We start from the raw sequence: 24372 nt of genomic DNA on the forward strand, positions 1-24372 counted from the left end.
ACGGCTGCCGGCAGCCCGAGTGAGTCAACCGTCCGGCTCGGTCTCGGTGTTGCTGGTGGTCGGGTCGGTCGTGGTGGGGGTGTCGTCGGCCTCGGTGGTGTCCTCGTGCTGCTTCTTCAGGGCGAGTTCCTTGGCCAGCTTCTCGGAGTGGAGTCGCATTTCAGCCTCGGTTCGGAGATCGAACATCGGTGCCTCCTGTGGGTGTTGTGGATTGTTGCGCGGCTTTGCGCTTGGGTACGGCGAAGCCGCGTCATGGAAGACGGGGAGCGAGGGGTACGGCCGTCGCCTCTCGCGGGTGTTCCGCGGGGGCGTCAGGGGGGTGGAGCGTTAGGAACGGGGACGGCCGCTGGGTTCCGGGAGGGTGCGGGACGGGGTGGGTTCGGGTTCGGAAGGGGGCCCTTGCCTTGTCATCGTCGCACCTCCAAGCGGGGTCTCGGGCAGGCGAGGGGCCTGCCGCCGTTCAGTGTGTTCGTCGGCTCGGCACTTGGCCGACGCGAACATCTATTTGCTTGAAGATTACACTGAGAGGGCCGGGTACGTCACGGGGAAGTCACGGTTGCACACAGGTAATTGGCTTGGCGTTCACCTACCCCGCCGGCGTGTGCGTCCAGTAATCCCGGTCCGGGAGTTCGACCCAGTGGTCCGGTGGGCCGAGGATGGCTCGGGGGTCGGTCGGGCGTAGGCCGACGTAGGCGCAGCAGTAGGCCACCGCGCCGACGTGGAAGAGGTAGTTGGCCAGGACTTCCTCGGAGGTGGAGTCCGGGTCGGGGCCGCCGGCCGGGTGGAGGTCCGAGCCTTCGATGACTCCGTCGCGGGTGACGCTGCCTTGGTTGCCGCTCTTGGGGTTGGCGTACAGGCCGTAGGAGACGGTGCCGCGGGAGAGGCGGGTGTGGAGGCCCGGCATCGAGGGGGCGTAGCCCCAGGGCTGGGTGACGATGCAGCCGCCGGGGACGGTGGTGACGCCGACGAAGTTCAGGGTCTCGTCCAGGTCGTAGTCGTACGGCGCCTCCATGACCTCGGCCAGGAACTCGGCGTCCGCCGGGGTCGCCTCCAGGCGTCGGATCGCCTCCTCGGCGTCGATGCCGGCCACGCAGGCCAGACCGATGCCGTCCTCGTGGAGGGTGCCGAGGGCCTTGACCAGGCGGTTGCCCTCCTGAGCCGCGGCGCGTTCCCGTTCGGTCAGGCCGGGTTCGCCCTCGGGGAGCGGGAAGAGGTCCGGGGTGGGGCCCGCGAGGGCGAGTCGGCCCGGGGACCAGCCACCCATCAGGGGGCGCCAGGGGTCGGCTCCGGCGGCGGCCAGGGCACGGGCGTTGTCGGGGCGCCGGGCCATGACGGCGTTCCACAGGGCCGTCGAGCCGTCGGACTCGCGGGCGTCCACGTCCGAGACGCGGCGGGCCAGTTCCGCGACGACCTCAGGGGATCCGTAGGTCGCCGCCCGGTGCAGGACGTAGCCCGATCCCCAGCCGTGCGGGTCGGCGCCTCGGTCGAGGAGTCGGCGGATGGCCTCTATGTCCTGCCAGTCCTGCCAGGTGAAGCCCTCCCAGCCGGAACTCCTGGAACTCCTGGAACTCCTGGAACTCCTGGAACTCCTGGAACTCCCTGAGCGTCCAGAGCTCCCGGACTGCCGGTTCCAGCCTGCCGCCGGGCCCACCAGACCCGTCGGCTCCGTCGGTTCCGTCTGCCCTGTCATGGTCCCCTCCGATGCCGTTCGGATGGCTGCCGGTTCGGGCGGCTCCCTGAGCCCTCCGAACCGACGGCCATCCGCCGTCAGTAACCCGACGTCCGCCGTCTTGTACGCGCTGCGCACACCCTCGCAGACGGGTCTGACAGTCCGGCCTCCCCAGAGGCCGACGACAGGCCGGCGACAGGCCGACGGCAGGTCACCGACCGTCTAACGGCGCGGAGGCGTACTCACTTCCGGCCCGCCGACTTCCACGGGTCCGCCCGCCGCGCGAGGGTCCGCGCCTGGTGGCGTACGTCCGGCGGGAGGCGGTGGAGGAGGGTGCGGGCGGCCTTGCGGACGCGGGGTGCGGCTGTGGTGCCGAGCAGGATGCGGTCGGGGACGGTGGCGTGGCCCGGTCGGCCGACGGCCAGCCGGAGTTGGCCGCCCGGGCCGCCCCAGGTGGGGATGACCAGGCGCGGCGGGGTGCCGACCTTCGTGGTGGCGGGACGGGGCCGGTCGTCGTCGCGGGCGACACGGGCCCGGCGACCGATGCCGAGGAGCTGGACGCTGGCCCACACCAGGTGGGTGCCGGGGAGCATCGCCTCGCCGCCGGCCAGGGTGGCCGGGTCGATGGCGGTCTCCCCGGTGAGGACCACGCGGTGCCGGCCGCCGCCGAGCGGTTCGGTGCGCGGGGTGAGGTCGACGTCGGGGAACCACCACAGGTCGCGTGCCGTGTCGTGGAGGAGGAGTTCGCCGTGGGTGTGGCCGAGGGGGTGCGGGGACTCCCAGCCCTCGGCGCCCTCGATGCCGGCCAGCAGCTCGGGGTCCAGGAGGAGACGGCCGTAGCGCTCTACGAGGGTGAGGGGCTCGCCGTCGGCGCGGATCAGGGACATCGTGGTGGAGACGACGAGTCGGCCGGATCTCCAGCGGACGTCGTCCACGGTTACCCGGGGTCTGATCCCTCGGGTGCGGCGGGCCAGTTCGACCAGGGAGTCGAGGTGCCCTTCCTCCAGCAGGTGCGCCCGCAGGCCGCTGACCGCCGGGAGGCCCTCGCGGACGCCCGGCGGGTAGGCGTCCAGGGCCATGTTGCGTACGACGTCGAAGTAGCGCTCCAGGGCCTTGCCCTTGCGTTGCAGCACGCGGGGCTCGCTGACCGGGCGGAGGAGCTCGACGCGGTAGGAACGGCGCAGTAAGTGGTCCTGGAGCGGGCCCGGTTCGGTGCCCTCCTTGATGGCCTCCACCACGCCACGCAGATGGCCGTAGTAGTCCTCGGGGGTGGCGGCGCGTCCGCTGTTGTTGCCGCCGTCGTCCCGACGTTTCCAGATGTAGCAGGGCTGGTCGGCGAGGATCGAGACCGTTTTGGCCCGGACGTAGGCCTGGGCCATGAAGAGCTGGTCCTCCAGACGGACCGGGCCCTCCGGGAAGGCCAGGTCGTGGGTGAGGAGGAAGTCGCGGCGGAACATCTTGTGCGGCGTGAGGCTCTCGAAGAGCGGGGCGTCCTCGGCCGTGCATCGCTCGACGGTGCGCTTGAAGACGCGGCTGGGGCCCGCCATGGTCCCGATGACCTTGCCCAGGACGATGTCGGACTGGTTGCGGACGGCGAGGCGGTGGAGGTGTTCGAGCGCCCGCGGGGTCAACTCGTCGTCCTGGTCGACGAACTGGACGTACTCCCCTCTGGCCAGGCGCACTCCCACGTTGCGCGGTTTGCCGGGCCAGCCGGAGTTCTCCTGGTGGACCACGCGGACGTGCGCGTGCTTGGCCGCCAGTTCGTCCAGTCGCTCGGCCGAATCGTCGGTGGAGCCGTCGTCGACGTAGATGATCTCGTATTCGTCCTTGCCCAGACTCTGGTTGAGCAACGACGGTGAGCACAGTTCGATATAGCGGCCCGCGTTGTACACGGGCACAACAATGCTGACTTTGATCATGAAAGCCCCCCGGCCCCGATCCCCTGTTTTCCCCCTGACATCGTCCGAACGTTCGGAATTCGACAAGAGTTCCCCAAGTGTTCCTTAGAGACGAAATGTTTTTCGTCGGGTGTGACCGGGAGTAATGAGGCGGGTCCGGGGGGCTGAGATGCCTGGTCAGCCCGCCGGGGCGAGTTCCGCTCGGCCGAACAACAGGGCGTAGCCGTGCGGGAGTTGGAGCAGGGTGCGGTCCACCAGGTCGTCGCCGACCAGAGACGGGAGGACGCTCAGGACCGAGCTGACGTCCCAGCGGGCCGTCGCCGGGGTGGCGCCCTGGATGCGGGCGGCGACCGCGTCGACGAACTCCGCGGCGGTCAGCGGACGGGTCACCGGAATCTGCGACGCGACCACGCGCGCGGCCTCCTCGGGCAGAGCGCGGGCCAGGTCGACCCGTTCGTCACCGATGACATGGCCACCGAGGGCCGACAGGACGATACGGATGACACGTTCGGCCTCCGCCGCGGTGGGGTACTGGCCGACATCCCGCACCGCGGTGACAAGGTCGCCCCACCGGGGCCGTTCCTGCGCCCTATCCATCCCGTCCGTCCCATCCATCCTGCCCATCCCGTTCTGCTGCCGTGACGCCGCGGGGCGGTCGCTCAGCACGGTCACGTCGAAGCCCTCCTTCTGACATTTGGAACGTTTAGAACTTTTCGGACACCTAAGATACTTCGATTACTTCGGTTGCCGCGGATTTCCGGGGCGCCCGGGGTGTTCCATGGGTGCCGGACACGGCACCCATGGAGGCCGCTCAGCCGCTGATCTGCTTGCGTTCGCCGCTGCCGCCCGTGATCTGGATGCGGCGCGGCTTGGCCTGTTCGGCCACGGGGATGCGCAGGGTCAGGACGCCGACGTCGTAGGAGGCGTCGATACGTTCCGTGTCGAGGGTGTCGCCGAGGAAGAGCTGGCGGGTGAAGGAACCCGTGGGCCGCTCGGCGACGATCAGTTCCGCGCCCTCGGGGGCGGGATTGCGGCGTTCGGCACGGACGTTCAGGACGTTCCGCTCGACGTCCAGCTCGATCGTCTCGGGGTCGATGCCGGGGAGGTCGAAGTGGACGACGAAGTCGTCCCCGGAACGGTAGGCGTCCATCGACATCGCGGAGGGTCGGGCCGTAGAGCCGAGGACCTGCTGCGCGAGCCGGTCGAATTCACGGAAGGGGTCCGTACGCATGAGCATCACAGTTCACTCCTTTCCTCAGGCGTTCCTGTGCGATGCCCTACGGCTTCTTATATAGCTCGAAGGAGGAAACTTGACAACCCTCGACTCAGGTTCGAGTTCGTGGGAGGCCCCGGCACTAGCCTCGAGACACTTCGGGGCACACCAGACAGCAGGAGGCAGTGATGGCCAAGGTTCCCAGCGCGGTGGTCGCGGCGAGCGGGCTCGTCGGCGGGTACGGCGTGGCCCGCTGGACGAAGAAGCGGCCGCTGGGCGGTGCCGTACTGGCCGTGGCCGGGGCCGCGGCCGCCCAGCAGTGGCGGCGGCAGGCGGGCGGAAAGGCCGCGGGCGCGCTGACGGCGGCCTATGTCGCCGCCTTCGCCGGATCCCACCCGCTGGCCAAGAAGGTGGGCGCCTGGCCGGCCGTGTTCTCCGTCGCGGGCGCGGTGGCGCTGGCGTCGTGGGCGGTCGCGGACCGCAACGGCTGAGCCGCGCCGCGGGCGGGCGCCCCTCTGCGGCAGCCACCCCGGCACAATTCCCTCGCCCGGCCCCGGCAGGGCTGGCTACGCTCCCCGCATGCCGAAGAAGACACCGCCGACCGAGCTGGTGGTGGACCTGCGGGGCCGGTCGTTCGACACGCTCGACGAGTTCTGGGACGCCGTAGCCGGGCCTCTGGGTCTGCCCGAGGGGTTCGGCCGGAATCCGGACGCGCTGCGGGACACCTTGCAGGCCGGGGGCGTCTCCGAGGTCGTCGACAGCTACGACGTCATAGTCGTGCACGCCGACAAGCGGGGGATCTTCGCCTCCCGGGACCACGAGACGCGGGCGCTGCGTACGGCGTTCGCCGGCCGGCGGTCGCAGTTGCTCGCGCACCCGCTCTCCTGAAGGTGCCGCTTCACCGGGGCCGGTGGGTCAGCACGTTCACCACCCGCCCGTTCGGGTCGCGGACGAAGAAGCGCCGTACGCCCCACTCCTCGTCCCGAAGCTCCCGTACGACCTCCGCGCCGGACGCCACGACCTGGGCGTACACCGTGTCGACGTCCTCGACCTCCACGCTCAGGTCGGGGACGACGGACCCGGTGCGTTCCTCGGTGAAAAGGCTGACCTGGGCGGTGGGGTTGGCGGGCGAGGCGAGCGTGGTCACCCAGCCCATGGACATGACCTCCTCGAAGCCGAGCAGCCCGTAGAAGTCCCGGCTCCTGGCGACCCCCTCCTCGGACGCGACCTGGATGTTGGGAACGACCCTGCGAATGGTCATGACCACGGCTCCTCACGTCGGCCCACGCCTTTTCCGCTTCCGCTTCCGCTTTCTGTCATCCGCTGTTTCTGTTATCCGCTGTACCAGCCTCGCGTCTCCTCACCGTCCCCAGCCACCGGTACGCGAGGAATGACGTACGTGACTTCACTGATCAGCCGCCGCGGCATGCTCAAGGCGACCGGAGCCGTCGGTATCGCCGCGGCCGCCACTACCACCGTCTCCGCCGCCCCGGCCTCGGCCGCCGGTGCCGCCTTCGCCCACCCCGGTCTGCTGCACACCGGCACGGACCTCGCCCGCATGGCGGCCAAGGTGAAGGCCGGCGCCCAGCCCTACACCGCCGGTTACGCCAGACTGACGGCCAACCGGCATGCGCAGAGCGGCTGGACGGCCCGTCCGCAGGCGACCGTGGTCCGGGGCGGCACCGGCCAGAACTACACGATCCTCTACAACGACATCCACGCCGCCTACCAGAACGCCCTGCGTCACCACGCCGGCGGCGACAGCGCCCACGCGGACACGGCCGTGGCCATCCTCAACGCGTGGTCGGCCAAGCTGACGGGACTCGCCGGGAACGCGGACCGCTTCCTGGCCGCCGGGCTGTACGGCTACCAGTTCGCCAACGCCGCCGAACTCGTCCGCGATCACCCCGACTTCGAGCTCGACCGCTTCCAGGAGATGCTGAGCACCGTCTTCGCTCCGCTCAGCGACAGTTTCCTGGCCGAGCACAACGGTGCCGTCATCACCAACTACTGGACCAACTGGGACCTCACCGCCGTCGCCTGCGTCCTCGCCACGGGCATCTTCTGCGACGACAAGGCCCAAGTCGCCCGCGCCGTCGACTACTTCAAGCACGGCGAGGGGCTCGGTTCCATCAAGCACGCCATCCCCGTCGTCCGCGACGACGGACTCGCCGAGTGGCTGGAGGCCGGGCGGGACCAGGGGCACGCGCTGCTCGGTGTCGGGCTGATGGGCACGGTCTGCGAGATGGCGTGGAACCAGGGCATCGACCTCTACGGCTACGACGACAGCCGGTTCCTCAAAGGCGCGCAGTACGTCGCCAAGTGGTGTCTCGGCGGTGATGTGCCCTTCACCGCGAACACGCGTGCCAAGGGGGCGGTCAATGGGTGGTCCGGGGCCGAGACCGTCACCGAGGCGGCGGTTGTCGATCCGGGTATGCAGCGGCCTATCTGGGCGATGATCTCCAACCACTACACCAAGCGGCGGGGGGTGTCGGCGTCTTACGTCACGCGTATCGCCGCGAAGGCTTCGCCCGAAGGGGGCGGTGGGGATTACGGGCCCAACAGTGGGGGGTACGACCAACTCGGCTTCGGGACCTTGGCGTTTACGCGGGACAAGGTGACCGACTCGGTGGCGTCGCGCGGGCCGGTGGCTTCTGGGGGCGGCTCCGGTAGTGGGGCGGCTGGCCCTTCCTCGTCTTCCTCTGCCTCTGCTTCTGCCTCTGTTTCTCCGGTGTCGGGGGGTGACGACCTTGCCGCCACGGGGTCCGATTCCTTCGTTGGCTGGACCGCTGCGGCGGGGGTCAGTGCGATCGCTGGGGGGTTGTTGTTCCTTCGGCGTCGGGGTGCTTCGCGGGGAGCGGAGTGAGGTCGTGTGTTGGCTGTGGGTGGGTGGGGGCTGGGCGCGCAGTTCCCCGCGCCCCTAAAAGAAGGCGCCCGCAGTCGCCGTGGGGTGGGCTGTGCGGGTTTCGCCTTCTGGGGTGCCTTGTTCGGTCGTAGGGCGGCTGCGGGTCCATCGTGGCTTGTCGCGCAGTTCCCCGCGCCCCTAAAAGAAGGCGCCCGCAGTCGCCGTAGGGGCGGATGTGCGGGTTGCGCCTTCTGGGGTGCCTTGTTCGGTCGTAGGGCGGGTGCTGGTTCGTTGTGGCTGGTCGCGCAGTTCCCCGCGCCCCTGGAAAGCGGAAGTCGCCGTTGGGCATGAGGCACCCTCCGGGGCGTGGGCGTCTCAGCCGCCCACGGCGGTAAGGGGACGGGGCGGGGGGTGTCCGCCCGCAGCGGCCGGCGTCCAACACGCAGCACAGCTAGGAGACACAGCACCGCCGGACCGAGGACGGAGACCCCCCGCCCCGGCCCCGACCCACCCACCGGACAAGAGGCGCTACACACGCCCCCACCGAAGCCGCACAGCGCGCCGCAGGCATCAGGCGCTCGCCGCTGTGAGGGGCTTGGCGATGTCCTCCAGGGAGCGGCGTTCGGCGCCGACGGCGAGGGCGGCGGCTACCAGGCCGGCGGCGCACATGAGGGTGGCGCCGATCTGGAAGGCGAGGACGGTGTCGCCGACGTGGCCGGTTCCGGTGAGGTCGGCGAAGAGGAGGGGGCCGCTGATGCCACCGGCGGCGGTGCCGATGGCGTAGAAGAAGGCGATGGACATGGCGCGGGTCTCCATGGGGAAGATCTCGGAGACCGTCAGGTACGCGCTCGACGCCCCCGCCGAGGCGAAGAACAGCACCGCGCACCAGCAGGCGGTCAGCGTGCCCGCGCTCAGCGAACCCCGGTCGAACAGCCAGGCCGTGCCGAACAGCAGCAGGCCCGACAGCAGGTAGGTGGAGGAGATCATCACCTTTCGGCCCACCGTGTCGAACAGCTTCCCCAGCAGCAGCGGCCCACAGAAGTTGCCCACCGCGATCACGGCGAAGTAGTAACCCGTACGGTCGGCCGGAATGTCGTAGAACGTCGTGAGGATCGCGCCGAAGCCGAAGGTGATCGCGTTGTAGAGGAAGGCCTGCCCGATGAAGAGCGAGAACCCGAGGACCGCCCGCCGACGGTAGTCGGAGAAGACCGTACGGCCGATCTCGACGAACGACACGCTCCGGCGCTGATGGATGGTGATCGACCCCTCCGGCGCGGGCAGCGCCTCCCCCCGTTCGGCCTCCACCCGCGACTCGATCGAGGAGACGATGCGTTCCGCCTCCTCGTCGCGCCCATGGATGAGCAGCCACCGCGGACTCTCCGGCACATGCCGCCGTACGAGAAGGATCACCAGCGCGAGCACGGCACCGAGCGCGAAGGTCAGCCGCCACCCCACGTTCGCCGGGAAGATGGCGGTGTTCAGCGCGAGGATCGACAGCAGCGCCCCACCGACGGCCCCGAGCCAGAAGCTCCCGTTGATCATCAGATCGACCCGGCCCCGGTAGTTCGCGGGGATCAGCTCGTCGATCGCGGAGTTGATCGCTGCGTACTCACCACCGATCCCGAACCCGGTCAGGAACCGGAAGGCGAAGAACCACCAGGTGTCGAAGGCGATCGAGGTCAGGGCGGTGGCCGCCAGATACACCGCCAGGGTGATCATGAACAGCTTCTTGCGGCCCCACTTGTCGGTCAGCCGCCCCCAGAACAGCGCCCCCGCGCACGCCCCGGCCACATACAGCGCGGCCGCGATACCGGTGACCTCCCCGGAGGTGATCGGCAACCCGCTCCCCGGTTCGGAGAGACGGGCCGCGATGTTGCCGACGACCGTGACTTCGAGGCCGTCGAGGATCCACACGGTGCCGAGACCGATGACGATGCTCCAGTGCCAGCGCGACCATGGGAGACGGTCGAGCCGGGCGGGAATGTCGGTGGTGATGGTCCGGCCGGTCTCGGCCTGCGCGGTGGTCATGGGCTCCCTCCTCCTCATCGAGTGAGAACCCGGGCCGGGTTCCCCCGACCTGCACGCCTACGCCCTTCCCGTACGCCACCCACGCCGCGCACATCCCGCAGCCCACCCCACCCCACACCCCACCCCACGCCCCGCCTACGCCCCCACCGCCCGAGACACCGTATAGATCAACAACCCGGCCAAAGACCCCACCACCGTGCCGTTGATCCGGATGAACTGAAGATCCCGCCCGATGTTCGCCTCGATCTTCTTCGTCGTGTGCTCGGCGTCCCACCCGGCCACGGTGTCCGTGATCAGGGACGTGATCTCCCGACGGTAGGTGGTGACGACGTACACCGCCGCCCCCTCCAGCCACCCGTCGACCTTCCCCTGGACCTTCGGATCGGCGGCCATCCGCGCACCGAGGGACAGCAGCGAGGCCCGCACCCGGAGCCGCAGCTCGCTGCGCTCGTCCTCCGCGGCGGAGACGATCATCGACCGCACGGCGGTCCAGGCGGAGGCGATCAGGTCCTGGACCTCACCACGCCCCAGCACCTCACCCTTCAGCCGCTCGACACGCGCGCGCGTGTCCGTGTCGGACTGGAGGTCCGAGGCGAAGTCGGTCAGGAACCGGTCCAACGCCCCGCGCGCCGGATGGGACGGCATGTCCCGCATCTCGACGCAGAACCGCAGCAGCTCCTTGTAGACCCGCTCGCCGACCCTCTTGTCGACGAACCGGGGCGTCCACCCGGGCGCCCCGCCCTGGACGGCGTCCATGACGGAGTCGCTGTGCAGGACCAGCCAGTCGTGCGCACGGCTCACGATCAGATCGACGGCCCGCCGGTGCCCTCCGTCCGCGACGACCTTGTCCAGCATTTTCCCGATGCCGGGCGCGATCTCCTGCGCGTCGGCCCGCCGGGTGATCGCCTCGCCCACCACCGCCTGCACATCGGAGTCCCGCAGTACGGTCAGCGCACCCCTGAGCGCGGCCGACAGCTCGGCCGTGACCCGGTCGGCGTGCTCGGGTTCGGCGAGCCAGGCACCGAGTCGGCTGCCGATGCCGACGGATCGCAGCCGCTGCCGTACGACGTCCTCGGAGAGGAAGTTCTCCCCGACGAACTCGCCGAGGGACACGCCCAGTTGGTCCTTCTTGGTGGGGATGATCGCGGTGTGCGGGATGGGCAGGCCGAGGGGACGGCGGAAGAGGGCGGTGACGGCGAACCAGTCGGCGAGCGCGCCGACCATGCCGGCCTCGGCCGCGGCGGCGACATAGCCGGCCCAGGCGCCGGCGCCTTCGTGGGAGGCCCATTTGGCGAGGACGTAGACGACCGCCACGAACAGCAGCAGGCCCGCGGCCGTGAGCTTCATACGGCGCACGCCACGCTGCTTCTCGATGTCGGCGGCGCTGAAGGTGTTCATGGCCCGGTTCACGAACGCGGCGGGCCCACCGGCCCGAGCCCCCGCACCGGACCCCGCGGACCCCGCAGCCCGAAGGGACCGCGAAGCCCCCGCGACCCGCGCCGCCTCACCCCTTGATCCCGTTTCTGATCCCGTTTCCGTGTCTTCCATCCGCTCCACCGTTCGGTGATCCCTCACACATTGTCCCTTCCTGACCGACTCCCGGAACGGAACAAGAGTTCCCGGCGTCTGTCCGGTCGGGGGAACGCGACGGGGTCCTGTCCGTTTTCCCCGGGCTCATGGCGCATCATGAGCTGATCAGATCGGAGCCCCGGGCTCCCATCGCCCGAGGAGAACAGCACAGCATGACCCGGCGTCGTGGTTACGCCCTGCTCGCCGCGATCGTTTCCGTGATCGTGGCCCTGTCCGCCGCCCTCTACGTCGGGGTGGCGACCGACGACGGCACGAACGACCGGGCCTCGCTGTCCGGCAGCCGTCTCCCCCACAACTCCGCCGCCCCGGTGTCGACCGGCGTCTGGGTCGGCTCCTGGTCCGCCGCCCCGGTCGGCGCCGAGCCCGGCACCGAGACGGAGGGCCTGGCGGGCCGCTCCGTCCGCAACGTCGTGCACACGAGCGTCGGCGGTACGAGTGCCCGCATCACGCTGTCCAATCTCTACGGCCAGTCTCCGCTGACCATCACCCACGCCTCGATCGCCGTAGCGGCCGGATCCGGGACCGCGGCGGCGACGGCCGCCTCCATGCGCCGCCTCACCTTCGGCGGCGCCACCGCGGTCGTCGTCCCGCCCGGACAGCAGGTGCTCAGCGACGCCGTCGCCGTGCGGATCCCGGCCGACAGCGACGTCCTGGTCACCACCTACTCCCCCACCCCGGCCGGCCCGGTCACCTACCACCCGACGGCCCGGCAGACCTCCTACGTCGCCGAGGGCGACCTCACCGAGGACGTGACCGGGACGCCGTACACCGGGCAGGTCGAGTACTGGCGCTATCTGACCGCCCTCGACGTGCTGAGCGACGAGGCCGTGGGCACCGTCGTCGCCTTCGGCGACTCGCTCACGGACGGCAAGAACTCCAGCCTCAACGCCAACAACCGCTGGCCCGACTACCTGTCCGACCGGCTGCGCGCGGCGCTCGCGGCGGGCCGGAATCTGCCCCGCTACAGCGTCGTCAACGCGGGGATCGGCGGCAACCAGGTCCTGGTGAGCGGCCTCGGCCGCCCCTCCGAGAACGAGGCGGGGCTGACCCGCTTCGCCCGGGACGTGCTCGGCCGCCCCAACGTCAAGGTCGTCGTGGTGGATCTGGGCGTCAACGACATCCTGCGCAACCGCGGCCTCGCCGACCCGGACAGGATCCTCGCCGGGCTGCGTGACCTGGTCCGCCAGGCCCACGCGCGCGGCATCAAGGTCGTCGGCGCCACCCTGATGCCCTTCGGCGGCCACCGCGGCCACACCGAGGCCCGTGAGGACGTACGCCAGGCCATCAACGCGGCCATCCGCGCGGGCACGGTCTACGACGCCGTCGTCGACTTCGACAAGGCGGTACGGGACCCCTACGACCCGCGTGCCCTGCGCCCCGACTACGACTCGGGCGACGACCTCCACCCGAGCGACCGGGGCTACGAGCGGATGGCCTCGGTGTTCGACCTGGACGACCTGAAGGGCGGCGCACCGGCGGAACTGTGACCCCGACGGAACCGTGACCCCGGAGCACCGACGCCACCGGCGCCGGTGCTCCCCGCCTCTCGGCCCCAGTACTCCCCGTGCCTCAGTACTCCCCGTGCCGCCGCCGGTCCCGCTCCTCGCGCCGCTCCCGCTTGCGCTCGCGCATCAGGTCGTGGTGGCCTTCGAGCATCTTGCGGTGGGCGTCGTGGACGTCGTCCCGGTACGACTCCCCGATCTCCCGCAGGGACTGCTTGCGCTCCAGCTTCTCCTGCCGCCGCTCCGCCTTCAGCCGCTGCCGCTCGGCCCGGGTGAGCTTGCGTTCGACGCCGACACCGCCCCAGAAGGCGAACCCGGTCACCACCACGCGCGGGGCGCCCGGGTCCCCCGGCTCGCCCTCCTCGCTGTGGTCGAAGCCGCCCATGACGCCGATCCCGCGCACCACGACCTCGACACCGGGCGGCACGATCACCTGCATCCCGCCCATGATCGCGATGCAGTTGATCTCGACCTCGCCGGCCGCGAAGTTCGCCTCGCGCAGATCGATCTCGCCGCCGCCCCAGAAGGCGAAGCAGGTGAATTTCCTCGGCACCGTCCAGCGGCCCTTGCGCTGGAACCCGGACATGACGGCGACGGCCCCGCTGGACGAGCCCTCGCCGCCGACGATCCGCCCCGCCCAACTCCCGCTCTCCACAGGCGCCTTGGTCATCGACACCTTGGGCGCCGCGTGGTCGGGCAGGTCCCGGGTGATCGGTGCCAGCTCGCCGTAGGTCCGTGCCTTGTAGGTGGCGTCCAGGCGTTCCGCGAACTCCTCCATGTCGAGGCGGCCCTCGGCCATGGCGTCCCGCAGGACCTCGGCGACTCGTTCACGATCGGCATCGGAGGCGCGCAGCTCCGGAGCATCCTCGGTCATACGAGCAGCCTACGAGGTACCGGCGCCGGGCACTACGTGGTCGGCTCCCGCTCCGGCGGGGGTTTGGGCGTCTCCCCGAGCGTCTCCCCCGGTGTCTCCCCCCGCGTCTCCCCCGAGGAATGCAGCATCTTGGCGATGACGGCCTCGATGTCCGGCTCCCGCACGGAGAGGTCGACCAGCGGGTACTCCGCCGCGATCCGTGCCACCAGCGGTGCCGCCGACTCGGACGCCGGGAAGGCCAGCCACTGCCGGGGCCCGTCGACCTTCACCACGCGCGCGGGGGCGGGGGCGTCGATGGGCGGCAGCTCCCGCTCCAGGTCGACGACGAGGGTGCGTTCGCTCTCCCCGGCCTCGTGCAGGCCGGCGAGGGGGCCGTTGTACATGAGACGGCCGTGGTCGATGACCATCACGCGGGAGCAGAGCAGCTCGATGTCCTGGAGGTCGTGGGTGGTGAGCAGGACCGTGGTGCCGCGCTCGGCGTTGATCTCCTTCAGGAACTCCCGGACCCTGCCCTTGGAGACGACGTCCAGGCCGATCGTCGGCTCGTCGAGGTAGAGCACCTCCGGGTCGTGCAGCAGGGCCGCCACGATGTCGCCGCGCATCCGCTGGCCGAGCGAGAGCTGGCGTACCGGCACGTCCAACAGGTCGCCCAGGTCGAGGAGTTCGACGAGCCGGTCAAGGTTCTCGCGGTAACGGGCGTCCGGGATGCGGTACATGCGGTGCATCAGCTTGTAGGAGTCGACCAGCGGCAGGTCCCACCACAGGGTGGTCCGCTGGCCGAAGACGACACCGATGCGATGCGCGAGCCGCGTGCGTTCCCGGGACGGGTCGATCCCGGCCACCCGCAGCCGGCCGCCGCTCGGCGTCAGGATCCCCGTCAGCATCTTGATCGTCGTCGACTTCCCGGCACCGTTGGGCCCGATGTAGCCGACCATCTCGCCGCGCGCCACGGTGAAGGAGATCGAGTCCACCGCGCGCACCTGGCGCCGCTCCCGTTTCAGGAAGCCGGTCCTGCGGCGGACGTCGAAGACCTTCTCGACCCGGTCCACCTCGATGAACGCCTGCTCTGTCACGCTCAACTCCCCGTGCTCCGATACGACCTGAGCCCCGCCCGCCAGGCCAGCCCGGCCAGCGCACAGCAGCCCGCCGCCACCAGCGGGGGCGCGAAGGCCGTCCACCGGTGCAGTTCCAGCGGGTACGGCCGCCCCAACACGTAGGAGGCCGGCACCCAGTTGACGAAGGCGAGCGGCAACAGGAACGTCACCCCACGCACCAGGTCCTTGCCGAACACGGTGGGCGGGTACTGCAACAGTGTGGTGCCTCCGTAGGTGAACGCGTTCTGCACCTCCGCCGCGTCCTGCGCGACGAACTGGAAGGCGGCGCCCGCCACGAACAGCGCGCAGAAGATGGCCGCGCCGCTGACCACCATCACCGGCACCAGCAGCACCTTCGCCACACTCCAGTCGACGTCGACGGCGACCAGCGCGTACCCCAGCACCGCCGCGGCCTGAGTGATCCGGCCCAGGCGGCGCAGCGCGAACCGGTCCGCGCCGACCTGCGCGAGCACCGGGGCGGGGCGCACCAGGAGGGTGTCGAAGGAGCCGTCGCGGATCCGGCCGCCGAGGACGTCCATCGAGCCGAGCACCAGGTCGGCGATCCCGAACGCGGTCGCCGACAGGCCGTACAGGAAGGCGATCTCGGGCAGCGACCAGCCGCCGAGCGTGTCGACCTGCGAGAACATCAGCAGGATCGTCGCGAAGTCCAGGCCGGTCACCAGCAGGTTGCCGAGGACGGTGACGGCGAAGGAGGTGCGGTAGGTCATGCTGGAGCGCACCCACATCCCGGCGATCAGCCGGTAGGTCCGCAGCCCCTCGACCAGGCGGGAGCCGCCGGGTCCGGGTGGCGTTTCGAGCGTCTCAGCCACCCTGCACCACCACCCGTCGGGTCGCCGCGGACTGGAGCAGCCGTCCCGCCGCCAGCAGCACCACCGCCCACACGGCCTGGAAGGCGTACGCCGTCAGCGGCGAGGTCTCCCCCATCAGCACGTCCGCCGGCATCTGGATCTGGGCCGCCCACGGCAGCGCCCGCACGATGTCGCCGTAGGGGTCGGGGAAGGCGTTCAGCGGGAACGTCATGCCCGAGAAGAAGATGCCGGTGACCATCAGGAACTGGCTGATGCCCATACCGTCCATGATCCAGAACACGCTCAGGGCCAGCAGATAGCGGATCGCGAAGCTGACCACCATCGCCAGCACGAGCGTCACCGCGAAGGCCGCCCAGACGGTGACGTCCGTGGGCAACGCCGAGGGGAAGAACAGCGCGCCGAACGCGAACGGGATCACCCCCCGCCCCAGCACCTGGAACAGCGCCCGGCCCAGATCGCTCGCCAGCCACCACAGCTGGAGATCGGCCGGCCGGTACAGGTCGACGGCGATCTCACCCGTGCGGATCCGCTCCATCAGGTCCTTCTCCGCGCCGCCGCCCTGGATGGCGAGCGTCGAGTACAGGCACTGCCCCAGCCACACATAGGTGACGGCCTGCGCCTGGTCGTACCCGCCCAGATGGGGCCGCTCGTCCCACAGCGCCAGATAGGTGTAGACGAGGATCACACCGAAGACGGTGTTGGTGAAGATCCCGGCCGCCGTCGCCGCCCGATACGTCGCGTAGCGCCGGAACCCGCCCGCCGCCACAGCCGCGTACAACCGCGCCGAACCCACGGCACACCACCCACCTCACCTGCCCAGAGGCCGCCAGACACCGAAGCGCAGGAGCCTAGTGGCCGAGGCGAGGAGGGCGCCACGGATTTTCCGCGCGGCCCTGTCCGACGGTATGTCTGTCGCGATGCCTGTCGCGCCGAGGACTGTTCCCCCGAACCACTCTCGTCCCACTCCGCGGACGCGTGCCGAGGTCGGGGAACTGATCGCCGGATGGGACAGTCTTCATACGGGGGCGTAGATGGCGTACGAGGTCGTACGGGAACGTACGACGCGAAACAGGAGTCCGTGCACGACATGAACGACGAGCCGCAGCAGCCGACCGAGGGCTGGGCACCCAGAGAGCCGGAAGCTGCCGCCGCAGCAGGAGGCAAGAAGCCCAAGCGACCTAGGCGCACCGGCTGGCGACGCGTCATCCCGACCTGGCGGATGGTGCTCGGCACCTTCATCCTCGGCGTCATCCTGGTGGCCGGCCTGTTCTTCCTCGGCTACTCCATGGTCAAGATCCCGGCCGCCAACGCCCTGGCCACGAAGCAGAGCAACATCTACCTCTACGCCGACGGCAGCCAGCTCGCCCGCGACGGCAAGGTCAACCGCGAGAGCGTCCCCCTCGCACAGATCTCCAAGGAGGCCCAGCACGCCGTCCTGGCCGCCGAGGACCGCGACTTCTACAGCGAGTCCGCGATCGACCCCAAGGCCATGCTCCGCGCGGGCTGGAACACCGCCACCGGCAAGGGCAAGCAGTCCGGGTCCACGATCACCCAGCAGTACGTGAAGAACTACTACCTGGCCCAGGAGCAGACCGTCACCCGCAAGGTGAAGGAGTTCTTCATCTCGATCAAGCTGGACCGCACCGAGTCCAAGGACCAGATCCTTGAGGGCTACCTGAACACCAGCTTCTTCGGCCGCAACGCCTACGGCATGCAGGCCGCCGCGCAGGCCTACTACGGCGTCGACGCCAAGGACCTCAGCGCCGCCCAGGGCGCCTATCTCGCCGCCCTGGTCAACGCGCCCAGCGAGTACGACGTCGTCGCCCACCCGGAGAACAAGTCGGCCGCCGAGTCCCGCTGGAACTACGTCCTGGACGGCATGGTCAAGGAGGGCTGGCTGAAGCAGTCCGAGCGCACCGGCCTGAAGTTCCCGATGCCCAAGGAGGCCACCCTCTCCACCGGCCTGTCCGGGCAGCGCGGCTACCTCGTCCAGGTGGTCAACGACTACCTCGTCGACAACAAGATCGTCGACAAGGACGAGCTCAACGCGGGCGGCTACCGCATCACCACCACGCTGGAGAAGGACAAGCAGGACGCCTTCGTCGACGCGGTCAACGACAAGCTGATCTCCCAGCTGGACAAGAAGAACAACAAGGTCGACACCTACGTCCGCGCGGGCGGCGCCGCCGTCGACCCGAAGACCGGCAAGGTCATCGCGATGTACAACGGCATCGACTACGTCAAGCAGTACACGCCCAACGCCACCCGCCGGGACTTCCAGGTCGGCTCCACCTTCAAGCCGTTCGTGTTCGCCTCCGCCGTCCAGAACCACTCCGAGACGCAGGACGGCACCGTCATCACCCCGAACACGGTCTACGACGGCACCAACAAGCGGCCCGTGGTCGGCTGGACCGGCGGCGACTACGCCCCCGAGAACGAGGACCAGCACAACTACGGCGACATCAGCGTGCGGGAGGCCACCGACCAGTCCGTCAACGCGGTGTACGCGCAGATGGCCGTCGACGTCGGCTCCGACAAGGTCGAGCAGACCGCGATCGACCTCGGCATCCCGTCCGACACCCCCGACCTGACCCCCACCCCGTCCATCGCGCTCGGCGTGAACACCGCCAGCGTCCTGGACATGGCGGAGGCCTACGCCACGCTCGCCAACCACGGCCGGCACGGCACGTACACGCTGGTCGCCAAGGTCACCAAGGACGGCAAGCAGAGCGTCGAGCTGCCCCAGCGGCGGACCCGCCAGGCCATCAGCCGCGAGGCCGCCGACACCACGACCTCGGTCCTCCAGAGCGTCGTCGAGAACGGCACCGCCCGCGCCGCCCAGGCCGCCGGCCGCCCCGCCGCGGGCAAGACCGGCACCGCCGAGGAGGACACCGCCGCCTGGTTCGCCGGCTACACCCCCGACCTGGCCACCGTCGTCTCCGTGATGGGCCAGGACCCGGTCACCGCCGCCCACAAGTCGCTCTACGGCGCGATGGGCCTGGACCGGATCAACGGCGGCGGGGCCCCGGCCGAGATCTGGGCGCAGTTCACCGAGGAGGCACTGAAGGGCAAGCCGGTCACCGACTTCGACCTCCAGCTCCAGCCGGGCGCCGAGCAGTCCCAGGAGCCGAGCACCGACGTCCCGGTGGACCCCACCACGGGCGGCCAGGACGGCGGCACCACCGGGGACACCGACGGCGGCACGACCACCGACGGAGGCACCACCGGGGACGGCGGGACGACCACCGACGGCTCGACCACCGGCACCACCGGCGACCCCACGACGACGGGCGGCACCACCGGCGACCCCACCGACGGCGGCACGACCACCGACGGAGGCACCACCGGGGACGGCGGGACGACCACCGACGGGGGCACCACTGGGGACGGCGGCACCACCGGGGACACCACCGACGGCGGCACCACGGACGGCAGTCAGCAGGGCGGTACGACCCTGGGCCCGGGCGCCCAGTTCGGCACGCGCCGCCAGCCGAGCCCCTGACAGCCGGCCGCCGACCGCTGACCGGTCAGTGGCCGGAGGTCGCCTTCAGCCCCACCACGGCGACCAGCAGCAGGCACACGAAGAAGATCCGGGCGGCGGTGGCCGGCTCCCCCAGCACCACCATGCCGACCACCGCCGCACCGGCCGCCCCGATCCCCACCCACACGCCGTAGGCGGTGCCGATGGGCAGGGAGCGGGTGGCGTACGACAGCAGCAGCATGCTCACGACGATGCCGGAACCGGTGAGCAGACTGGGCACGAGCCGGGTGAAACCGTCGGTGTACTTCATACCGATCGACCAGCCGACTTCCAGCAGACCGGCGACGACGAGCAGAACCCAGGCCATGACGGCACCTCCGAGAACAGGCGTGACAGGGGTGCGTCGTCTTTGCTGTTACCGGTCCCGGTACGGCGCGTCTCGTCGGGCTCCTTCGAAGGTAGCAAAAGGACGGCGAAAGGGGCCGGTGACGATGGTCACCGGCCCCTTTCGCCGTTGTTCCACAGGTACTTCGTTCTACAGATACGTCGTCGTTCTACAGGTACAGACCGGTCGAGTCCTCGGAGCCCTCGAACCGGTCCGCGGCCACGGCGTGCAGATCGCGCTCGCGCATCAGCGCGTAGGCGATACCGCGCACCTCCACCTCGGCCCGGTCCTCCGGATCGAACAGGACCCGGTCTCCGGGCTCCACGGTCCGGACGTTCTGCCCCACCGCGACGACCTCGGCCCAGGCCAGCCGACGGCCGACCGCCGCGGTGGCGGGAATGAGGATGCCCCCGCCCGACCGCCGCTCACCCTCACCGGTCTCCTGCCGCACGAGTACACGGTCGTGCAGCATCCGGATGGGCAGCTTGTCGTGCTGGGTGGTGTCGTTTCTGTTGGCGCTCACGCCTCTGAACCTACCTGCCTTCGACGCGTCCGTACGCTGCCGGGTCGCCCCCGGTTCAGCCCTTGCGGCGCCGGGTACCGAGGGCCAGCAGACCCACCAGGCCCACGGCGACGAGGGCGACCGGCACGACCCGCTCCAGCCGCGGTGCACCCTCCTCGTCGACGAACTGGGCCTTCACATCGCTGACGACCCGGTTGACGCCGACGTAGGCCCGACCGAGCGTGTGATCGATGTTGGACACCACCTTCGCCTTGGCATCGCCCACGATCGTCCTGGGGTGCACCCGCACCCCGAGCTCGTCGAGCGTCTCGGCCAGCACTTCGCGGCGGCGCTTGATGTCCGCCTCGATCTGCGCCGGGGTTCTGATGTCCGACGTGTCCGCCACGGTGGAGCCTCCGAAGTCGCCGCTGTTTGTTCTGGACAGTCTGTCAGCTCCGCCCGCCACCGCACTGTCAGGACCCCCGGTTACGCTGACCCAATGAGCGAGCGACTCCAGCCCGGGGACGTGGCCCCCGCCTTCACCCTGCCCGACGCCGACGGCAACGACATCTCCCTGTCGGACCACAAGGGCCGCAAGGTCATCGTCTACTTCTACCCGGCCGCCCTGACCCCCGGCTGCACGAAGCAGGCCTGCGACTTCACCGACAACCTGGAGGTGCTGGCCGGCGCGGGCTACGACGTCATCGGCATCTCCCCCGACTCCCCGGAGAAGCTGGCCAGGTTCCGCGACAAGGAGTCCCTCAAGGTCACCCTCCTCGCCGACCCCGACAAGAAGGTCACCGAGTCCTACGCCGCCTACGGCGAGAAGAAGAACTACGGCAAGACCTACATGGGCGTCATCCGCTCCACGATCGTCGTGGACGAGGACGGCAAGGTCGAACGGGCCCTGTACAACGTCCGCGCGACGGGCCACGTGGCCAAGATCATCAAGGACCTGGGGATCTGAGACCCCCCTCACTCTGCTGCATGGCGGCCCCTGCCGGGATGTCCCGATGGGGGCCGCTCGACGTTTCCGGCGTGACCGTCCGATAAGCGGTTCGTTACTCCGTACGGGCCACGAACAGGTGGCCATGACCGGAGGGGGCTTGATGGGGGCCAGTGCGTACACCAAGGAGCGGCTGGAGGAAGCGGCTCTGGGGGCACACACGTTGTCGGAGGCGTTGGGGCGGTTGGGGGTGGATCCGCGGAGTTCGACTCGACGGTATGTGTTCGAGCGGATGAAGAAGCTGGGAGTGGATGTCTCGCACTTCGAGCGGGAGGGCGTGAAGTGGACGCGGGAAATCCTCCAAGAGGCCGTTTCGGCGGCGACGAACATGTGCGAGGTGCTGCGGCATCTCGGGCTTGAGGTCGTCGGCGGGCACCACACGCACATCAGTCGGCGGATCAAGGCGTACGGCATCGACACCTCGCACTTCCAGGTGCCGACGCGGCGCGGCAAGGCGTGGCGGCCTCGGACGCCGGAAGCCTCTCTCGTGGAGCAGCCGGTCGGGGAAGCCAGACGCGTTCCGAGCGATCGGCTGCGGTGGGCGATGACGACCACAGGCATGCCGGAGCAGTGTGCGATGTGCGGGACGGAAGCGTCGTGGCGAGGACACCCGCTCCCCCTGGAGGTCGACCACATCGACGGCAACTGGCGGGACAACCGCATCGAGAACCTACGGTTCCTGTGCCCCAACTGCCATTCGACGACGGACAGTTACCGGGGGCGCGGCAAGGACCGGACTTCATGAGCGACGGCGTGCAGTACACCCAGGGACGGCCGGCCGAAGCGGCAGACGCCCCGCACATGGCCCGTCAGCAGCGCACCAGGGCAACGCCTGCCAAACCGGCACCCGCCGAGCTGCGTCGAGCGGTCGAGGAAGCGACCTCCATCGCGGGCACACTCCGCGCTCTGGGAATGGAACCGTACAACAGCAAGCTGCGCACCCAGTTCCACCGCTGGGTGGCCGAGGACGGTCTCGACATCTCCCACTTCCTGGGCCAGGCGCATCAACGCGGCGGGCCGGGCACCACACCGCCCAGGCGGGCACAGGACATCCTCGTCCGGCACAACGGCACCCGTCGGACGAGAACCCACCTGCTCCGGCGTGCGCTCTTGGAAGTGGGCGTGTCCGAGGAGTGCACCGAGTGCGGAACAGGCCCCGAATGGCTCGGCAAGCCCATGACACTGGAGGTCGATCACATCAACGGGAACTGGAGCGACGACCGGCGGGAGAACCTGCGGTTGCTGTGCCCCAACTGTCACGCGATCACCAGTACCTGGTGCAGGGGAGGCAGCCGACGGCGGGCGTTCGCCGAGGACCAGTAAGCTGTGCGTGGGGCCGTAGCCCAATTGGCAGGAGGCACCACTTTTAGGTAGTGGACAGTGCGAGTTCGAGTCTCGTCGGCCCCACTCTAAGGGCGCGGCTCCCGATGAGGGTGCCGCGCCCTTCGGCCTTCTTGTGTGCGCGCCGCCTCAGCCCAACAACTCCCGCACCACCGGCACCAGCCCCCGGAATGCCTTCCCCCGGTGGCTGATCGCGTTCTTCTCCTCCGCGCTCATCTCAGCGCAGGTCCGCGACTCGCCCTCCGGCTGGAGGACGGGGTCGTAGCCGAAGCCGTTCGTGCCTACCGGAGCATGCCGCAGCACACCCCGCAGCCGGCCCTCGACCACCCTCTCCGTGCCGTCCGGCAGGGCGAGGGCCGCCGCGCAGGCAAAGTGGGCGCCGCGGTGTTCGTCGGCGATGTCGGAGAGCTGGGCGAGGAGGAGTTCGAAGTTGGCGCGGTCGTCGCCGTGCTTGCCGGCCCAGCGGGCGGAGAAGATGCCGGGGGCGCCGTTGAGGACGTCGACGCACAATCCCGAGTCGTCGGCCACCGCCGGCAGGCCGGTGGCCTGGGCGAGGGCGTGGGCTTTGAGGAGGGCGTTCTCGGCGAACGTCACTCCCGTTTCCTTGACGTCGGGGATGTCGGGGTAGGCGTCCGCGCCGACGAGGTCGTGGGGCAGGCCTGCGTCGGCGAGGATCGACCTGAGTTCGGTGATCTTTCCGGCGTTGCGGGTGGCGAGGATCAGGCGGGTCATGGCCCCCAGTATCGCGGGGCCCGATGCCCGTTCGTCACGGGGAGCAGACCTTGGTGAGCTCACCCGCCGCGTCGGTGACCCCGCTGATGTCGGGGGTCTCGTCGCCGTTCTCGACGGCCGTCTGGACTTCGATCAGGGCCTTGCGCATGTCCTCGGTCGCCTTGTCCAGGTCGGCGTTGTCCGTCTTGTCGCCGATCTCGTCGAGGTTCTTGCCGATGGAGTCGATGGACTCGTCGATCTGGGTCGGGTCGTTCGACGCGTTCTCGACGGCCTGCTGGAGGTCCGTGACGCTGTCGGCGACGGCCTCGGCGGTCTGGACGCAGTCCAGCGCCTTGTTGACGGCGTCGCAGCCGGTGGTCAGGCCGACCGTCAGGCCTACGGCCGCGACGGCGGCGGCGATGGCGGTGCGGCGACTGCGGCGACGGCTCGCGGCCATGGGTGGTTCCCTCCCGTTGGTCGGCCTCGACGGCCCTCGTGCTGGCCGGGCGCACGGTGGTGTTCCGTGCGCCCGTACCCGTAGTGACGCGAGGGTGGTCGGCGCGGTTGCCCGCGGCGGCCGTTCTCCTTGGTACGTCCTTTACTTTTCCAGGACGGTATCAAGCGCCTTGCGCTGCAGGACAGCCAGTTCCGTGCAGCCGGAAACCGCCAGGTCGAGGAGGGAGTTGAGCTCGTCGCGGGCGAAGGGTTCGGCCTCGGCGGTGCCCTGGACCTCGACGAAGCGGCCGTCGCCGGTGCAGACGACGTTCATGTCGGTGTCGGCCTTGACGTCCTCCTCGTAGCAGAGGTCCAGCAGGGGGATCCCTCCCACGATGCCGACGGAGACCGCGGAGACGGTGCCCGTGAGCGGCTGGCGGCCGGCCTTGATCAGCTTCCGGCCCTGGGCCCAGGCGACGGCGTCGGCGAGGGCCACGTAGGCGCCGGTGATCGCCGCGGTGCGGGTGCCGCCGTCGGCCTGGAGGACGTCGCAGTCCAGGACGATGGTGTTCTCGCCGAGGGCCTTGTAGTCGATGACCGCGCGCAGGGAGCGGCCGATGAGGCGGCTGATCTCGTGGGTGCGGCCGCCGATCTTGCCGCGGACGGACTCGCGGTCGCCGCGGGTGTTGGTGGCGCGGGGCAGCATGGAGTACTCGGCGGTCACCCAGCCCTCGCCGCTGCCCTTGCGCCAGCGCGGGACGCCTTCGGTGACGGAGGCGGTGCAGAAGACCTTCGTGTCGCCGAAGGAGACGAGGACGGAGCCCTCGGCGTGCTTGCTCCAGCCGCGTTCGATGGTGACCGGGCGGAGTTGTTCGGGGGTGCGGCCGTCGATTCGAGACATGCGCTGAGCCTAGCGGGAGCGAGGGATGCGGAAGGGGCCGCTCCCTGGTCGGGAGGGCCCCTCAGCC

The 24372-nt window shown here is 69.9% G+C and carries 26 protein-coding genes, 1 tRNA gene and 1 riboswitch; of the genes, 9 read left to right on the top strand and 18 right to left on the bottom strand.

Annotation, left to right across the window (positions count from 1 at the left end; all coding sequences use genetic code 11):
- Positions 1 to 24: 24 nt before the first annotated feature.
- The 5 genes from SLINC_RS48000 to SLINC_RS17255 all read right to left on the bottom strand — a co-directional run bounded on the left by SLINC_RS48000 (position 25) and on the right by SLINC_RS17255 (position 4804).
- The gene (locus tag SLINC_RS48000; protein ID WP_159425342.1) at positions 25 to 186 is read right to left on the bottom strand and encodes a hypothetical protein; all 162 of its coding nucleotides are present in this window, start codon (positions 184 to 186) and stop codon (positions 25 to 27) included.
- A gap of 400 nt (positions 187 to 586) precedes the next feature.
- Positions 587 to 1690, bottom strand: a complete 1104-nt coding sequence (locus SLINC_RS17240; RefSeq protein ID WP_107406621.1) for an ankyrin repeat domain-containing protein — start codon at positions 1688 to 1690, stop codon at positions 587 to 589.
- Between the two features lie 221 nt (positions 1691 to 1911).
- Positions 1912 to 3588, bottom strand: coding sequence for a glycosyltransferase (locus SLINC_RS17245; protein WP_067433405.1), 1677 nt, complete (start codon positions 3586 to 3588; stop codon positions 1912 to 1914).
- A 156-nt stretch (positions 3589 to 3744) separates the two neighbouring features.
- A complete protein-coding gene (locus SLINC_RS17250; protein WP_225988505.1) occupies positions 3745 to 4182 on the bottom strand; it encodes a DUF2267 domain-containing protein in 438 nt (145 codons plus the stop codon).
- A 196-nt stretch (positions 4183 to 4378) separates the two neighbouring features.
- The gene (locus SLINC_RS17255; RefSeq protein ID WP_182449208.1) at positions 4379 to 4804 is read right to left on the bottom strand and encodes an Hsp20/alpha crystallin family protein; all 426 of its coding nucleotides are present in this window, start codon (positions 4802 to 4804) and stop codon (positions 4379 to 4381) included.
- 164 nt (positions 4805 to 4968) lie between these two features.
- On the opposite strand from SLINC_RS17255, the gene SLINC_RS17260 reads away from it, so the two are divergent.
- Positions 4969 to 5271, top strand: coding sequence for a hypothetical protein (locus SLINC_RS17260; RefSeq protein WP_067433411.1), 303 nt, complete (start codon positions 4969 to 4971; stop codon positions 5269 to 5271).
- A gap of 88 nt (positions 5272 to 5359) precedes the next feature.
- The gene (locus tag SLINC_RS17265; protein ID WP_067433414.1) at positions 5360 to 5668 is read left to right on the top strand and encodes a barstar family protein; all 309 of its coding nucleotides are present in this window, start codon (positions 5360 to 5362) and stop codon (positions 5666 to 5668) included.
- Positions 5669 to 5678: 10 nt separating this feature from the next.
- Here SLINC_RS17265 and SLINC_RS17270 read toward each other — a convergent pair whose 3' ends face one another.
- Positions 5679 to 6041, bottom strand: a complete 363-nt coding sequence (locus tag SLINC_RS17270) for a VOC family protein (protein WP_067433417.1) — start codon at positions 6039 to 6041, stop codon at positions 5679 to 5681.
- Between the two features lie 165 nt (positions 6042 to 6206).
- Between SLINC_RS17270 and SLINC_RS17275 the strand changes: the two genes are divergently transcribed.
- A complete protein-coding gene (locus SLINC_RS17275) occupies positions 6207 to 7646 on the top strand; it encodes an alginate lyase family protein (RefSeq protein WP_067445443.1) in 1440 nt (479 codons plus the stop codon).
- 549 nt (positions 7647 to 8195) lie between these two features.
- Here SLINC_RS17275 and SLINC_RS17280 read toward each other — a convergent pair.
- Positions 8196 to 9653, bottom strand: coding sequence for an MFS transporter (locus SLINC_RS17280; RefSeq protein WP_067433420.1), 1458 nt, complete (start codon positions 9651 to 9653; stop codon positions 8196 to 8198).
- Between the two features lie 135 nt (positions 9654 to 9788).
- Positions 9789 to 11051 (bottom strand): DUF445 domain-containing protein, encoded by a 1263-nt coding sequence (locus tag SLINC_RS17285; protein WP_067433423.1) that lies wholly within the window; start codon positions 11049 to 11051, stop codon positions 9789 to 9791.
- Positions 11052 to 11395: 344 nt separating this feature from the next.
- On the opposite strand from SLINC_RS17285, the gene SLINC_RS17290 reads away from it, so the two are divergent.
- On the top strand, positions 11396 to 12730 hold the full coding sequence (locus tag SLINC_RS17290; protein ID WP_067433426.1) for an SGNH/GDSL hydrolase family protein: 1335 nt from the start codon (positions 11396 to 11398) through the stop codon (positions 12728 to 12730).
- An 82-nt stretch (positions 12731 to 12812) separates the two neighbouring features.
- On the opposite strand, the gene SLINC_RS17295 is transcribed toward SLINC_RS17290, so the two are convergent.
- The 4 genes from SLINC_RS17295 to SLINC_RS17310 form a co-directional block, all read right to left on the bottom strand.
- Positions 12813 to 13619, bottom strand: a complete 807-nt coding sequence (locus SLINC_RS17295) for a DUF1707 SHOCT-like domain-containing protein (protein ID WP_067433429.1) — start codon at positions 13617 to 13619, stop codon at positions 12813 to 12815.
- 32 nt (positions 13620 to 13651) lie between these two features.
- On the bottom strand, positions 13652 to 14692 hold the full coding sequence (locus SLINC_RS17300; protein WP_067433432.1) for an ABC transporter ATP-binding protein: 1041 nt from the start codon (positions 14690 to 14692) through the stop codon (positions 13652 to 13654).
- A gap of 2 nt (positions 14693 to 14694) precedes the next feature.
- Entirely contained in the window at positions 14695 to 15459 is a 765-nt protein-coding gene (locus SLINC_RS17305) for an ABC transporter permease (RefSeq protein ID WP_067445445.1), read from the bottom strand.
- Between the two features lie 76 nt (positions 15460 to 15535).
- A complete protein-coding gene (locus SLINC_RS17310; RefSeq protein ID WP_067433435.1) occupies positions 15536 to 16336 on the bottom strand; it encodes an ABC transporter permease in 801 nt (266 codons plus the stop codon).
- Positions 16337 to 16630: 294 nt separating this feature from the next.
- Here SLINC_RS17310 and SLINC_RS17315 point away from each other — a divergent pair, with 294 nt between their 5' ends.
- Positions 16631 to 19045, top strand: a complete 2415-nt coding sequence (locus SLINC_RS17315; RefSeq protein ID WP_067433443.1) for a transglycosylase domain-containing protein — start codon at positions 16631 to 16633, stop codon at positions 19043 to 19045.
- A gap of 25 nt (positions 19046 to 19070) precedes the next feature.
- Here the strand turns inward: SLINC_RS17315 and sugE are convergent, their stop codons facing one another.
- The 3 genes from sugE to SLINC_RS17330 form a co-directional block, all read right to left on the bottom strand.
- Entirely contained in the window at positions 19071 to 19391 is a 321-nt protein-coding gene (sugE, locus tag SLINC_RS17320) for a quaternary ammonium compound efflux SMR transporter SugE (protein ID WP_067433445.1), read from the bottom strand.
- Between the two features lie 30 nt (positions 19392 to 19421).
- Positions 19422 to 19488: riboswitch (guanidine-III (ykkC-III) riboswitch) on the bottom strand.
- A 90-nt stretch (positions 19489 to 19578) separates the two neighbouring features.
- Positions 19579 to 19932, bottom strand: coding sequence for a GroES family chaperonin (locus tag SLINC_RS17325; RefSeq protein ID WP_067433447.1), 354 nt, complete (start codon positions 19930 to 19932; stop codon positions 19579 to 19581).
- A 55-nt stretch (positions 19933 to 19987) separates the two neighbouring features.
- On the bottom strand, positions 19988 to 20317 hold the full coding sequence (locus SLINC_RS17330) for a DUF3618 domain-containing protein (RefSeq protein WP_067433449.1): 330 nt from the start codon (positions 20315 to 20317) through the stop codon (positions 19988 to 19990).
- A 93-nt stretch (positions 20318 to 20410) separates the two neighbouring features.
- On the opposite strand from SLINC_RS17330, the gene bcp reads away from it, so the two are divergent.
- The 4 genes from bcp (at position 20411) to SLINC_RS17350 (ending at position 22324) form a co-directional block, all read left to right on the top strand.
- Positions 20411 to 20878: a thioredoxin-dependent thiol peroxidase gene (gene bcp, locus SLINC_RS17335; protein WP_067433452.1), complete on the top strand. Its 468-nt coding sequence runs from the start codon at positions 20411 to 20413 to the stop codon at positions 20876 to 20878.
- A 142-nt stretch (positions 20879 to 21020) separates the two neighbouring features.
- A complete protein-coding gene (locus SLINC_RS17340; RefSeq protein WP_067445447.1) occupies positions 21021 to 21662 on the top strand; it encodes an HNH endonuclease signature motif containing protein in 642 nt (213 codons plus the stop codon).
- The gene (locus SLINC_RS17345) at positions 21659 to 22240 is read left to right on the top strand and encodes an HNH endonuclease signature motif containing protein (RefSeq protein WP_079164573.1); all 582 of its coding nucleotides are present in this window, start codon (positions 21659 to 21661) and stop codon (positions 22238 to 22240) included. Before SLINC_RS17340 ends, SLINC_RS17345 begins: the two co-directional genes overlap by 4 nt.
- Positions 22241 to 22249: 9 nt before the next feature.
- Positions 22250 to 22324, top strand: a tRNA-Leu gene (locus SLINC_RS17350).
- 63 nt (positions 22325 to 22387) lie between these two features.
- Here the strand turns inward: SLINC_RS17350 and rdgB are convergent.
- The 3 genes from rdgB to rph all read right to left on the bottom strand — a co-directional run bounded on the left by rdgB (position 22388) and on the right by rph (position 24305).
- Complete coding sequence (rdgB, locus tag SLINC_RS17355) at positions 22388 to 22990, bottom strand: RdgB/HAM1 family non-canonical purine NTP pyrophosphatase (RefSeq protein WP_067433455.1); 603 nt, start codon at positions 22988 to 22990, stop codon at positions 22388 to 22390.
- 34 nt (positions 22991 to 23024) lie between these two features.
- Positions 23025 to 23426, bottom strand: coding sequence for a hypothetical protein (locus SLINC_RS17360; RefSeq protein WP_067433458.1), 402 nt, complete (start codon positions 23424 to 23426; stop codon positions 23025 to 23027).
- 141 nt (positions 23427 to 23567) lie between these two features.
- Positions 23568 to 24305 carry a ribonuclease PH gene (gene rph / locus SLINC_RS17365; protein WP_067433461.1) on the bottom strand — a complete coding sequence of 246 codons (738 nt, stop codon included), beginning with the start codon at positions 24303 to 24305 and terminating at the stop codon, positions 23568 to 23570.
- Positions 24306 to 24372 lie beyond the last annotated feature (67 nt).

The organism is Streptomyces lincolnensis, from assembly GCF_001685355.1.
GTDB lineage: Bacteria > Actinomycetota > Actinomycetes > Streptomycetales > Streptomycetaceae > Streptomyces > Streptomyces lincolnensis.